Source organism: Pantoea pleuroti (genome assembly GCF_014156615.1).
Classification (GTDB): Bacteria; Pseudomonadota; Gammaproteobacteria; order Enterobacterales; family Enterobacteriaceae; genus Pantoea; species Pantoea agglomerans.
Genome location: NZ_SBFD01000006.1, coordinates 237,671 through 250,960, shown reverse-complemented (window position 1 = coordinate 250,960; position 13,290 = coordinate 237,671). Strand labels below are relative to the sequence as shown.

Below are 13,290 nucleotides of genomic sequence, written 5' to 3'. Positions count from 1 at the left end.
CGCGGATTAACCCAGCGTTTTCAGCCGCAGTTCCGACGGCTGAGGCCGTCCGAACAGGAAGCCCTGGAACAGGGTACAGCCCTCATCGCGCAGCTTAGCGAACTGCTCATCGCTCTCCACCCCTTCGGCGGTAATCTGGATATCCAGACTGCGACTCATGCCGGTGATGGCGCGGATAATCGCCAGCGCCTCGCGGCTGTCACCCATATCATTGATAAAGGATTTGTCGATTTTGATTTTGTCGAACGGGAAAGATCGCAGATAGCTCAGCGACGAATAGCCGGTGCCGAAATCATCCAGCGCAATCTGCACGCCCAGCGCCTTGAGGTTTTGCAGGGTACGGATATTACCCAGCGAATCATCCAGCAGCACCGATTCGGTGATCTCAACCTCCAGCCGCGCCGGATCGAGACCCGACTCTTTCAGCGCGCCTTCCACCACCGGCACCAGCGAGCTGTTTTTAAACTGCAACGGTGAGAGGTTGACCGAGACCGACTGCTCCCCTTCCCAGCTCGCCGCTTCGCGACAGGCTTCATAGAGTGCAAACGCCCCCAGCATATGGATCAGCCCGGTCTCTTCAGCGATCGGGATGAAGTCGTTGGGCATGATCAGCCCACGAATCGGATGATGCCAGCGCATCAGCGCCTCATAGCCAATGATGGTACGGTTATCACCGTTGGTGATGGGCTGATAGTAGAGCCGCAGATGCCCGCCGCTAATCGCATCGCGCAGATCGTTTTCAATCAGGCGTCGACTGCGCGCCACATCGTCCATCTCCAGCGTGAAATGCTCATAGCGGTTGCGGCCGTTGCGTTTGGCTTCATACAGCGCCATGTCAGCACAGCGCAGCAGCTGCTCCGGCGTATTGGTGATGGCGGTGCTGAGCGCAATCCCCACGCTGAGCCCGACCGACAGATTATGGCCTTCAACGTTGACCGGCGGCCGAATCGCCTCAATCAGACGCTGCGCCACAATGCTCGCCTCTTCATTACTGGCCACCGAAGGCAGCACGATGGCGAACTCATCGCCTCCGATACGCGCCAGGGTATCCTGATCGCGCAGCGCGTTACGCAGACGCTTAGCCACACTGCGCAGCAACTCGTCGCCAATCTGGTGGCCCAGCGCATCATTCACATTTTTAAAGTTATCGAGATCAAGGCAGAGCGCGGCGGTCTGGCGCTGTATCTGACCGGCTGTGCGCAGGGCTTCACTCAGACGCTGGCGGAACAGAATGCGGTTCGGCAGGCTGGTGAGGTTATCGTGATGCGCCATATGGTGAATACGGGCATCAGCAGCGCGCTGGTCAGTAACATCTTCCACCAGCAGCATCAGGTAGTTACGTCGCGCATCCTGACCATTAATCGCGGTGGCGCGGGTATGCAGAATGCGTTCGCCGCTGGCGGTCATCAGCAACTGCTCACGTTCATGCATGCCTTCACTGCGTAGCGCAACATCCGCCAGATTATTAAAGTAATCGCTGAGTTCGGGCGACATACATTCGTGCGGGCGCTTGTTGACGATCAGCGCTTTCGACAGGCCAAACAGCTGCTGAGTGCGGTCGTTAACCAGCAGGATCTCGCGGGTGATCGCATCTTCCACAATCACACAGGAGGGAATGTTGGCGATAATGTTATCCAGAAATTTAGAGAGCGCGGTTTTCTGGGTGCTCTGGGCTTCAGCCAGATCCCTGGCGCGCAGCACCTGCTGCTCCTGCTCACGGCGTTCCGTGCGGTCGCGGGTGATCTTAGCGAAGCCGACCAGCTTACCGTCATCATCGTGGATCGCGTCGATGACCACATGCGCCCAGAAGGCGCTGCCATCTTTGCGGTAGCGCCAGCCCTCATCTTCAAAACGGCCGGTCTTAAACGCGATACCGAGATTCGCTTCCGGGATGCGGTTCAGCCGCTCCTGGGAACTGTAAAACAGCGAGAAGTGCTGCCCCACCACTTCATCCGCTTTGTACCCTTTGGCACGCTGCGCACCGGCATTCCAGTTCACCACCACGCCGTCGACATCGAGCATATAGATGGCGTAATCGGTGACCCCTTCAACCAGCAGACGGAAACGCTGCTCCTGCTCCCGTTGCTGGCTGCGGACGCGCTGCTGTTCGGTGCAGTCGCGGGTGATTTTAGCGTAGCCCAGCAGCTTGCCCTGATCGTCGCGGATCGTGTCGATCACCACATGCGCCCAGAAGGCGCTGCCATCTTTGCGGTAGCGCCAGCCCTCATCTTCAAAACGGCCGGTGCGATAAGCGGTTTGCAGGTTCTGCTCCGGGACACGGTTCAGGCGATCCTGGGCGCTGTAGAAGCGGGAAAAATGCTGGCCGACAATCTCTTCCGCCACATAGCCTTTGGCGCGCTGTGCGCCAGCATTCCAGTTCACCACGTTGCCGTCATGATCGAGCATATAGATGGCATAATCGGTAACGCCCTCCACCAGCAGGCGGAAGCGCATCTCCTGCTCCCGCTCCTTGCGCTGTTGCTCCTGCTGCTGAGTGCAGTCGCGGGTAATACAGGCGTATCCCACCAGCAGACCGGCGTCATTGCGTATCGGATCGATCGTCTCATGCGCCCAGAAAGCACTGCCATCTTTGCGATAGCGCCAGCCTTCGCTTTCATGGTGTCCGGCTGTGGCAGCCATATCCAGTCCACGCTGCGGCAGGCCCCGGCGGCGATCTTCTTCGCTATACAACAGGGCGAAGCTGCAGCCAATAATCTCGTCTGGCGTATAGCCTATCTTGCGCTGAGCACCCTGATTCCAGCTGCCGATGATACCGTCAGGTTTTAGCATAGTGATGGCGTAATCATTCACGCTTTGTACCAGCATGCGATAGATGACATCAGAGTTATTATCCATTGTGATTAGCCTGCTGCTCTGTAGCCGGATGACGGCTTAGGAATGTTCTCAATAGCGTGCGCAGACTACAGCCGAAAAGAGCTGAGATGACAAGCGCATTAAGAAGATTAATCGGTGTTTATAGGGGGTTTATCGGCAGCGGCGAGTAAATGTTCAATGACTCCGTCGTGGCGGCGCGTCAGACGACCCGCTCCCAGCGCGAGGAGAGCGAATAACGGAGCTGCCAGCAGAGCATTGCCGGACTTTGGCTCATCAGCTGCTGGCACTCTTGCGGCGCGACAAACGCCGGGATCACTTTCTGGGCCGCCGTCTGTCTGATCAGCGCCAGCTGATCGTCGAGCGGCGGATGCACATTCCACGGCAGCCAGCGCGCCATGCCGGATTGCAGCATCTCAAAGGCACGGGTGCCGCGGGAAACGTGGCTGCTGAAGATCAGACGAAAGTCGGGCTGATGGCTGAGCTGCGCCGCCAGGCCGCTGTCAGCCACCGCATCCGCCGCGACAATTACCGTATCCGGTCGCCAGCGGTCGGGTGTTGCGACGCGTAGTAACCGGGCTAGCGCCAGCATCGCTGCGGCGGGCAGGCTGTTGAGCGCCAGCAACTGCGCCACCTCTTCGCGCACCTGGGGACACATCACCACCGGCAGCCCGCGAGCGCTGAGCTGCAGCGCCATCTCAGGGCCGCGACCGTGCAGCGGCGCGGTGACCACGGCCCCCCCTTGTGCCGCCAGGGCCAGCGCGTCGATCTGCTGCGCCAGTCGCTGACTCCGGTCGCCATAGGAACCATCGGTAATCAACAGCCGTGCGCGTGGCGGGCAATCAAACGGCAACAGCAGCGATTCGCGACTCCAGTCGCCCATATAGGTGATGCCACCCGCAATCGGCAGATGGAACCAGATCGATCCCGGCGAATGCCCGCTGCGACCGGTAAAGAGATTCAGCGGCCCCAGCGCGCACTGGCCGCGCAATGGCAGGATGCGTCGTGCCTGAGCCGGCACGCCAGCCTCGCCCAGCTGCTGCCAGGTGATCTCACTGGCATAGACCGGCGGTGAACCGATGTCGGCCCAGCTATCCAGCGCCGCCGCGTGATCCACATGGGAATGGGTCAGGCAGAGCGCATCGACCTGGCCGATGGAGGCCACTGCGGGCCGGACGCCCGGCTCCGGCCCGGCACCTAAATCCCATAACAGACGGTACCCCTCTATCTCCAGCAGGAAAGCGGCCGGCAGTTTTCCGCCGACGCCGCTTATCACCGTCAGGCTTGCCATGGCAGGACTCCCTGCGGCAGACGACGCGTCAGCCGTGAGGCCAGCAGCATTAAGCCCAGCACGATCCCAATCATCAGGCATCCGACCGCCGCCGCCAGCGGCGCCGATCCGCCTTCGTCCAGGAAAATAATGGTCGGACCAAGCGTCTGGGTTTGCGCGGTAACCAGCAGCACTGAAACCTGTATTTCATTCAGCGCGGTGAGGAACACCAGCAGCGCACCGGCCAGCACAGAAGGCGCCGCCAGCGGCAGCAGGATGTCAGTCATCCGCCGCATCAGACCTGCACCGCATAAGCGCGCCGCCTCATCCAGTGACGGTTCGATTTGCGCGAACCCGGCCAGCGTCGGCCTTAAGACCAGCGCCAGGAAATTGGCCAGATAGGCCGCGAGAATAATCCACACCGTTCCGTAAAGAGAAAATCCCAGCAGCGGCAGCGGCCGCAGGAAAAACAGCATCGCCGCTACACCAGTGACAATGCCGGGCAGCGCATAGGTCAGCTCGCTGGCGAATCCCAGCCCCCGCACCAGCCGGGTACGATGCCAGCTGAGAAAGAAAGCCAGGAACAGTGCCATGACGCTGAGCAGCAGCGCCGTCAGGCCGGTGAGCCACAGGCTGGTAAAGAACGCCTGCCGTATCGCCGGATAGCCCCACAGCGCCTGCTGAAAATTCTCCAGCGTCAGGGTTTGCCAGTTCAGAGCCTGACCGAAACCGCGGGTTAAGGCGGTGGTCAGCAAGGCGCTGAGCGGCAACAGCAAGGTCATCACCATCCACAGCCAGGCGATGATTTCGCCCGGCAGTCGCGCGCGCCGCAGCGGCTGGTGCCAGGGTCGTGGCGATCCGCTGACCCGGACATCGCGTCGTCCGCCCAGCCAGCCGCTAATCAGCATCCCGGCGAGGGTGATCAGCGCAATCAGCATCGAGTAGACGGCGGTATTGGGCAGCGCACCGGGGCCGAGGGTATTGAGCTGCTGATAAACCAGCGTAATCAGCGTTGGCACCCGCGCCGGAATACCCAGCATCGCCTGGATACCGAAATTCCCGACCGCAGCGACAAACGCCAGTGCCGCCCCGGCGAAGATCGCGGGGCGCGCCAGCGGCAGGATCACCGTGAACAGAATCTGCCGGGGTGATGCGCCGCTGATACGGGCCGCCTCCACCAGTTCGGCGGGGAGTCGACGCAGGCCAGCCCGCACCGTGAGGAACACCAGCGGCGCATTGTGCAGACCCAGCAGCAGCACCATGCCGGTCGCGGAATAGAGCGGTTGCTGACCGGGTGCCAGCCACGTCCCGCCCAGCGCACTCACCGCAGTGGCCAGCAGACTGCCCGGTGCCAGCGCCTGTATCCAGGCCAGCGCAGTCACCTGCGGCGGGATCATCAGCGGCAGGATAAAGGCGAATACCCAGGCCGCTTTGGCACGCAAATCGGTGAGCGCCACCAGCCAGGCGGCCACCGTTCCCAGCAGCAGTGACATCAGCGTTGCGCTGATGCCGATCGCCAGGGTATTCAGCGTGGCGCTGAGCACCCGGCGGCTGGTCAGCAATCTCAGCAGGCGATCGCTATCCAGTATGCCATCCGGTGCCAGCGCGGTTCCCATCAGCCGGGCAAAGGGTGCCACCGACAGCAGGCCGATCACCAGCACCAGTACGCCCAGCACCAGCGGTTCCGCCCGCCATCTGCGATGCCTGGCAGCCTGGCCTCTTCGGCATTCGTTGCCCAGCACGCTCACGATCAGCCGCCAAACAGTTCAGTAAAGGTTTCGCGGACCTGAGCATCCTCGGCCACCGCCTGGGCCACGTCCGGCGTCAGCAGCGTGATTTGCTCAATCGGCGCAAAGCCACCGGGTGCCGCCACGCGGGCATCGACCGGCCGGTTGCCCTGCTTCGCCACCAGTTGCTGCCCCACTTCCGACAGCATGAAATCAACAAAGGCTTTGGCGGCCGGCAGATTATGCGCAGACTTCATGATCGCCACCGGCTCGGTCACATAGGAGACGCCCTCCTGCGGATAGACCAGATCGATGGGCGATCCCTGCTTTTTGGCGCGGATAATATCGGCATCCGTGATCACGCCATACTTATCCATGCCGCTGGCAACCGCTTTCAGCGCCGGTCCATTGCCGCCCTGTGGCGCAATGCCGATGGCGGCCAGTTGCTGATAGAACGCCCAGCCAATCGACGGGGTATGGATATCGGTATGCAGCTTATAGAGCGCCGCACCGGAATAGAGGGGACTGGGGACCGCAATCTGGCCTCTGTTTTCTTCTACTGCCAGCGCTTTCCAGCTACTGACCGGCTTCGCACGCTGGGTGTTATAGGCGATCACCGTGGCGATAATTTTGGTACCAAAAAAGGTTTTATCCGCATCGTAATAGGCAGGCTTCAGGTGGCTGACCGGGGCGGCCGGGTAAGCATAGAGCTGCCCCTCTTTCTTGAGCGCGCCCAGATTGATCGCGTCGGCCACCAGCAGCACATCGGGTTTGACCTGGCCGCTCATCATCTCCGTGTGCAGCACGTTCATCAGTTGAGTGGTGCCGTTGCGGGTCCACTCCACCTCCACCGCCGGATACGCGGCCTTAAACGCATCGATGGTCTGTTGCGCAATTTCAGGTGCCTGCGACGTGTAAACCACCAGCTTGCCGCCGGGCGCGTCGGCCGCCTGCAGCAGGGTTGAGGCCGCGAGGCCCGATAGCAACAACAGCGCGTGAAGCGGAGTACGAAATGCCGTTTTCATGGTTTCTGAAACCCTTTATGCAGGAAGAATCCAGCCGTCATCGACGGCGACGCCGACGGTGTCATCCACCGCCAGTAATGCAGCATCATTAAGCGTCAGCGACAGGCTGACATCCGGTTGATTAAGCGGTCGAAGGTTGATCTGATGGTAGCCACCGCGAAAGATGATGCGCTCAACGCGGGCGGCAAACTGCCGCTCTCCCTCAGCGGCGAGGTGAAAACTGACGCTGTGGAAGCTGGCTTTGCCGTATGGCAGCGGGCGCTGGTGAGGCGAGCAGCGCAGCAAAACCCGCAGCCCGCAGAGCGTGGCGGTCGCCTGACCCGGATCGAGTGGCTCAATGTCGCTGACCGGCAGCACCCGCCCCTCATCAATAAAGGTCGCCACCATCTCATTAGCCGGTTCGCGCCACAGGGTCTGCGGGCTGGCGAACTGCATCACTCTGCCGTGTTCGAGCACCACGATGCGGTCGGCCAGTGCCATCGCTTCGCGTTGATCGTGGGTGATATAGAGTAAGGTGGCGCCACTGTGACGATGGAAGCGGCGGAACTCCTCTTCCATGGTAGCGCGCAGATGGACATCGAGGTTAGCCAGCGGCTCATCCAGCAGCACCAGCGTAGGCCGTGCCACCAGGCAGCGAGCCAGCGCCACGCGCTGGCGCTGGCCGCCGGAGAGATCGGCGGGTCGGCGGTCGGCGAAGCGATCCAGCCCGACCAGCGTCAGGGCCTGGGTGGTGCGCAGTTCGCGTTCTGCGCGCGCCACACCGTTCACCTTCAGGCTGTAGGCGACGTTCTCCGCGACCGTCATATGCGGCCACAAAGCGTAGTTCTGGAACACCACGCCGAGCTCGCGGGCTTCCGGCGGCAGGTGCAGCCCGTCTGCGGCAACCTGACGATCACCGATGCGGATTTCACCGCTGTCGAGCGTTTCAAAGCCGGCCAGCAGGCGCAGCAGGGTGGTTTTGCCGCAGCCAGAAGGCCCAAGAACGGCGACAAACTCGCCCTGGTTAATCTGTAACGAAATCGCGTCCAGTACCGGCTGCGCGCCGAACGCTTTGCTCAGTCCGGTTAACGATATTGCCGCCATCTTACTCTGCCTTTGCCGTTAACATGCTGGGCAAAACGCTACGACAGTTTGATGACAGCCCGGTGACAGCCCGGCTTACGGGACGCGAAAGCCGGGCTGCATCGGGGCGTGCTCGCCCCGTGGCTTACTGCTGGGCGGTGAGCGCCGCAATCGGCTGCCAGATCTCGGTTAATGCGCCCTCTTTGCCGGTAAAGGGGTCCTGTGTCGGGAACGGCACTTTTTTCACCTGCTCCTGGGCCATTTTCAGCTTCGCGGGCTCATCGCGCAGCGTCTCCGGCGACATTCCGTGCGGATAGGCGCCAATCACCATAAAATCTTCGCTGGCGCTGACCTGCCGGTGGCCGACACCGGCCGGAATCAGGACTGCATCGCCTGCGCGCAGGGTCACCATCCGGCCACTGTCGCCGCCAAACAGCACTTCCGCCCAGCCTTCAGCGACGCCCAGCAGCTCATGGGTATTAGGATGATAATGGGTGTATGGGAAGATCGGATAGCGCCAGGCGGGTGGCCAGCCGTTCTCCTCGAAGGTTTTCTCAAACCACGCAGCGATCTCCTCCTCTTCCGGCACCACGCGCGGCCAGATAATCAGAGGTAACGGGTTATTGGGCACGCCGCCCGACGGGCTGGCGAGCATCAGATGCTGAGGATTGTCAGAAGCCCCGGCCGAGAAGGTGCCAGCGGCAAAGGACATCATTAATAGCAGACTGGAGGATGAGGCACGCATACAGGTTCTCCGATGTTTTTCTAAGTGTGGCAAACCCGCGACACAATGCAATGTGCGCCAGACGACACAATTGAGATAATTGACTGATATTGCTGACTAAAGCCAAATGTGTCGTTAACTATAGGGCCGGAGTGTGCCTGTGCGACAGAGGGTAGCGGTTCTTACTGCGGCAAAGTGTTGCAAAATGTCAGGCGGCAAGTCTAAAGGCGCAGCAGCCCGACGCCCCGGTTACTGTTGTATAAACTGTTATATAAAAAAAGCACAGATCTGTTTCTGATATGCTTGACTGTTATCTGTTGTAATAGCTAACAGATGACAGTGAGGTAACAAATGGACGCTATTAAACAAATCCTGATTGACGAGATCGCCCTGCTTAACCGCGAAGAACGTCGCGACAATTTGCCGCGTTTCAGCCTCTCGTTTCTGAAGAACCACCCCGGTCTCTGGGCAGTAATGTATCTCTGCTACGGCCTGTGCGTGGCGCTGATTTTCACTACCGAGATGCTCGGCTGGCCCGCCTTCTGGTTCGCCACCGTGTTTGTGCTGGTGATGAGTGTGCTGATGCTGCTGGATATCAACCCGAAATATCGCTTTGAAGATATCGATGCACTCGACCTGCGCGTTTGCTACAACGGCGAGTGGTATTACATTCAGCCGGTGCGCGAACAGGCAATCTCACGCATTCTGTCGCTGCCTGAGACACCAGAACGCGTGAAGAGCGGTATCCAGCGTCTGCTGACGCAAAAAGGGGAAGTGGACTTCTATGATGTCTACTACCTGACCTGGGGCCATCAGGAAGCGGCGCGGGTCTAATCCGCCAGTCCTTCCGCCATCAGCTGACCCAGCTTCACGATTGCCGCCTCGGCCCGACTATCCCACGGCCAGGCGGTATTTAACCTGAAGCAATGCCTGAACTGCTCACCTGCCGAAAATAGCTGTCCCGGTGCAATACTGATCCCCTGAGCCAGCGCCCGCTGATAGAGCCGGGTCGTGTTGATGCTTTCCGGCAGCGTCACCCAGAGAAAATAGCCGCCGCGCGCTTCGCTGACCGTGGCCTGCGGCGGCAGCACCTTCATTAACGCCTGGCGCACCATCTGCTGTCGCTTCGCCAGAATCTGTCGCAGCCGCTTCAGATGGGTGTCGTAACGCCGCGTGGCAAGAAAATCGGCCAGCGCCAGCTGCATCGGCGCACTGGTTGAGAGCGTGCTCATCAGTTGCAGCCGCTGAATACGCTGCGCATGCTGCCCCGCCGCGACCCAGCCGACGCGGAATCCTGCCACCAGCGACTTTGAAAATGAGCCGCAGTGCAGCACGTTCCCCTGGCGATCCCAGGCTTTCGCCGGCAGCGGCGGCGCATCACCCGCCCAGAGTTCGGCATAGACATCATCTTCAATCATCGGCACCTGATAACGCGCCAGCAGTGCGACCAGCTGCTGTTTGCGTTCCGGCGTTAAGGTTACGCTCAGCGGATTCTGCAGGGTGGTCATCAGCCAGCAGGCTTTCACCGGCCAGCGCTGCAGTGCCTCCTCCAGCTGGACGAGGTCGATGCCATTTCTGGCATCGACCGGAATCGCCAGCGCCTTGAGCTTAAGCCGCTCTATCGCCTGCAGCGCGCCATAAAAACTCGGCTGTTCAATCACCACATAATCGCCCGGCTCGGTCAGGGATTGCAGACTGAGGTTCAGCGCCTCCAGCGCCCCGCTGGTGATGACTATTTCATCCGGCGACAGGGTGATGCCCTGACGCGCATAGCGCTGCGCCAGCAGCTGTCGCAGCGTAGCGTTGCCGGGCGGCAGATTGTGCAGCGCATCGGTTGGGGTCAGATGATGAGAGACGTTAGCCAGCGAGCGCATCAGCTGGCGCTGCGGAAAGAGTGCGGGATCGGGAAAGGCGGAGCCAAACGGCACGATGGCCGGATCGCGCGTGGCCTGCAGCACATCAAACACAAAGTCGTTGATATCGACCTGTTCACTGATCGCCACGCTCAGCGGTGCGGGTGCTAAGGCACGCGGTGCAACGTAGTAACCCGACTGTGGACGGGAGACGATCCAGCCCTGACTCTCCAGCAATTCATAGGCATGCAGCACCGTCATCAGGCTGACGCCCTGCTGCGCGACCTGCTGACGCAACGACGGCAGACGGGTGCCCGGCAGCCAGATACCGGCCTCTATCTGCTGCTGAATCTCATCCATCAATCGCTGGTATTTCGCCACGGGTGACCTCTCCTTGTTATACCGTGAATAGTCTGACCGCGAGACTTTACCACGCACGGCGACCAATGACAGGCGGCGCGAATCGCTTTATCCGATTGCGCTGATTCTTCACGGCTTCAGGCAGGTCAGATCACAGCGACCTGCGGCGTCAGCGGCTGCCCGGCTTCGGCTTCGGCTTCGGCATTCAGACTCACTTCCGCAACCGCCTCTTTAATTTCCGCCACCACATAATCAGCCAGTTCCGGCACCCGCTCCGGGGGAACCGGCTTGCCCAGCAGATAACCCTGCAGCGTATTACAGCCCAGGCTGGTCAGGAAGGCCTGCTGCTCAGCGGTTTCAACGCCTTCGGCCACCACTTTCAATTGCAGCGACTGCGCCAGCGCCACTATCGCCGACACGATGGTGGCATCTTCTGTGTGATGCTGCAGTTCGTTCACAAAGGCCCGATCAATCTTGAGTTCACTGGCCGGTAGCCGTTTCAGATAGAGCAGGCTGGAGTAGCCAGTGCCAAAGTCATCAATTGAAGCTTTCACCCCGAGCTGAGTCAGCTCAGTCAGAATACGCACGCTCTCATCGGGATCGCGCATCGCGGTGGTTTCCGTCACCTCCAGCGTCAGCAGTTCGGCCGGAATCTGATGTTTTTCCAGCGCATCCACCACCGTCTTCACCAGATTCGATTGCTCAAACTGCAACGCCGACAGGTTCACCGCCACCGACCAGTCCGGATGGCCCTTCAGATGCCACTGGCGCAGCTGGCGACAGGCTTCATGGATGACCCAGTTACCGATATTGACAATCATTCCGGTCTTTTCTGCCATTGGCAGAAATTTATCCGGCGACAGCAGGCCGCGCTGCGGATGCTGCCAGCGCAGCAGCGCCTCAAAACCGAGAATCGGACCGCTCGGCGCGCAATATTTTGGCTGATAGAACAGGCGCAGTTCATCATGATCCAGCGCCTGCCAAAGATCGTTATTCAGCTGAAGCTGGCTCTGCGCCTGAATGTTCATTGAAGGCTGAAAGAAGGTGTAGCCGTTGCGGCCATTATTTTTGGTGTGGTACATCGCCGCATCGGCGTTGAACATCAGTTCGCGCTCATCCACGCCATCGCCGGGATAGACCGCAATGCCAAGACTCAGCGATACCACCAGCTCATAGCGTGAGATATCAAACGGACGATCTACCGCTTTGACCAGCTTATCGGCGATGGCCGCCGCATCATTGGGATCGTCGATCTCCACCAGCAGCACAAACTCATCACCGCCAAGCCGCGCCAGCGTGAAGTAGCCGGTCATCTGCTCGCTCATGCGCTCGGTCACGCCAATCAGCAGGCTGTCGCCAATGTGGTGCCCGAACGCGTCGTTGACCGCCTTAAACCCATCGAGATCCATAAACATCAGAGCAAACTGCCTCTGCTCACGGTTCGCTTTGTTGATCGCCTGTTCCAGCCGATCCTCCAGCAGGATGCGGTTGGGCAGCCGCGTCAGGTTGTCGTGCAGCGCCAGCTGTGCCAGCTCGCGATTGGCTTCAGCCAGCGAACTGGCGAGAATCGAGGTACGCGCCTGCATCCGCGCATCCAGCATCGACACCAGCAGAGTAATGCCCAGAATCGAAATAGTGACCACCGTGACCAGGATCGCCAGCCAGTTGCTGTTGACGCCCTGCCCGACCGGATGGCTGTGGACGGGAAACTCTGCCGCCATCATGCCGGTATAGTGCATGCCGGCAATCGCACAGCCCATTACCACCGATGCGCCAATGCGCAGCAGGGTGACCCGGCTGGTCTGTCCTTCCCGCAGGTTAAACGCCAGCCACAGCGCGGTGCCAGAGGCGGCCAGGGCGATCGCCACCGACAGCGCCACCCAGCCCCATTTCCAGACGATACCGGGAGAGAACATCAGCGCCGCCATGCCGGTGTAGTGCATCGCGACTACGCCGCTGCCGAGGATCAGCGCGCCACCCGCCAGGCGCGGCAAAGGCAGATCGCCACTGCAGACCAGCCACAACGCAAATATCGACGCACAGACCGCGATGGCCGCAGAGAAGGCGGTGAGCCCGGCGTTGTAGCTCATGACCATCTCCATGTTCATCGACAGCATGCCGATAAAGTGCATCGCCCAGATGCCGATGCCCATGGAAAAACCGCCGCCGAACAGCCAGACCAGCGCAACTTTGCCGGTTGAATGCACCACCCGTCCCGCCATATCTAAGGCGGTAAACGAAGCCAGCATCGCGACAAGAACGGAGACGATGACGATAAAAGAGTCGTATGAGGTCGCTAACATAGTGCATTCCCGCGAAAGCAGAGCTTGTGGTTGGGCAGAGGATTTTAAAATTATTCTCTTAGTTATCGGCACAGCCCGGCAGTTAATGAGCCGCGAACCCTGCATCCTTCCACTCATTCTGAGTGATGAAATCT

9 protein-coding genes are annotated in these 13,290 nt (G+C 60.2%); 1 reads left to right on the top strand and 8 read right to left on the bottom strand.

The features are described 5' to 3' along the window. Positions 1-6 precede the first annotated feature (6 nt). From EPG66_RS15840 to EPG66_RS15815, 6 genes are all read right to left on the bottom strand, one after another. The gene (locus EPG66_RS15840) at positions 7-2,856 is read right to left on the bottom strand and encodes a sensor domain-containing protein (protein ID WP_182687500.1); all 2,850 of its coding nucleotides are present in this window, start codon (positions 2,854-2,856) and stop codon (positions 7-9) included. Positions 2,857-3,034: 178 nt separating this feature from the next. Next, positions 3,035-4,123 (bottom strand): MBL fold metallo-hydrolase, encoded by a 1,089-nt coding sequence (locus tag EPG66_RS15835; protein WP_182687498.1) that lies wholly within the window; start codon positions 4,121-4,123, stop codon positions 3,035-3,037. Then, the gene (locus EPG66_RS15830; protein WP_182687496.1) at positions 4,111-5,850 is read right to left on the bottom strand and encodes an ABC transporter permease; all 1,740 of its coding nucleotides are present in this window, start codon (positions 5,848-5,850) and stop codon (positions 4,111-4,113) included. The genes EPG66_RS15835 and EPG66_RS15830 overlap by 13 nt, the downstream gene beginning before the upstream one ends. Positions 5,851-5,852: 2 nt before the next feature. Beyond that, the gene (locus EPG66_RS15825; RefSeq protein WP_182687494.1) at positions 5,853-6,854 is read right to left on the bottom strand and encodes an ABC transporter substrate-binding protein; all 1,002 of its coding nucleotides are present in this window, start codon (positions 6,852-6,854) and stop codon (positions 5,853-5,855) included. A gap of 15 nt (positions 6,855-6,869) precedes the next feature. Next, positions 6,870-7,937 (bottom strand): ABC transporter ATP-binding protein, encoded by a 1,068-nt coding sequence (locus EPG66_RS15820; RefSeq protein WP_069025379.1) that lies wholly within the window; start codon positions 7,935-7,937, stop codon positions 6,870-6,872. 124 nt (positions 7,938-8,061) lie between these two features. Beyond that, positions 8,062-8,661 (bottom strand): cupin domain-containing protein, encoded by a 600-nt coding sequence (locus EPG66_RS15815; protein WP_031593886.1) that lies wholly within the window; start codon positions 8,659-8,661, stop codon positions 8,062-8,064. Positions 8,662-8,991: 330 nt separating this feature from the next. Between EPG66_RS15815 and EPG66_RS15810 the strand changes: the two genes are divergently transcribed. After that, positions 8,992-9,474 carry a YlaC family protein gene (locus EPG66_RS15810; protein WP_010249002.1) on the top strand — a complete coding sequence of 161 codons (483 nt, stop codon included), beginning with the start codon at positions 8,992-8,994 and terminating at the stop codon, positions 9,472-9,474. Here EPG66_RS15810 and EPG66_RS15805 read toward each other — a convergent pair. Both EPG66_RS15805 and EPG66_RS15800 read right to left on the bottom strand, forming a co-directional pair. Next, on the bottom strand, positions 9,471-10,874 hold the full coding sequence (locus tag EPG66_RS15805; RefSeq protein ID WP_039388141.1) for an aminotransferase-like domain-containing protein: 1,404 nt from the start codon (positions 10,872-10,874) through the stop codon (positions 9,471-9,473). The genes EPG66_RS15810 and EPG66_RS15805 overlap by 4 nt on opposite strands. 125 nt (positions 10,875-10,999) lie before the next feature. Further along, a complete protein-coding gene (locus EPG66_RS15800; protein ID WP_143789748.1) occupies positions 11,000-13,156 on the bottom strand; it encodes a putative bifunctional diguanylate cyclase/phosphodiesterase in 2,157 nt (718 codons plus the stop codon). Positions 13,157-13,290: the final 134 nt, after the last annotated feature.

Bases quoted from the DNA above. Each gene is read 5' to 3' on its own strand.
- EPG66_RS15835 (WP_182687498.1), bottom strand. From the start codon at position 4,123: ATGGCAAGCCTGACGGTGATAAGCGGCGTCGGCGGAAAACTGCCGGCC.
- EPG66_RS15820 (WP_069025379.1), bottom strand. From the start codon at position 7,937: ATGGCGGCAATATCGTTAACCGGACTGAGCAAAGCGTTCGGCGCGCAG.
- EPG66_RS15825 (WP_182687494.1), bottom strand. From the start codon at position 6,854: ATGAAAACGGCATTTCGTACTCCGCTTCACGCGCTGTTGTTGCTATCG.
- EPG66_RS15840 (WP_182687500.1), bottom strand. From the start codon at position 2,856: ATGGATAATAACTCTGATGTCATCTATCGCATGCTGGTACAAAGCGTG.
- EPG66_RS15800 (WP_143789748.1), bottom strand. From the start codon at position 13,156: ATGTTAGCGACCTCATACGACTCTTTTATCGTCATCGTCTCCGTTCTT.
- EPG66_RS15815 (WP_031593886.1), bottom strand. From the start codon at position 8,661: ATGCGTGCCTCATCCTCCAGTCTGCTATTAATGATGTCCTTTGCCGCT.
- EPG66_RS15810 (WP_010249002.1), top strand. From the start codon at position 8,992: ATGGACGCTATTAAACAAATCCTGATTGACGAGATCGCCCTGCTTAAC.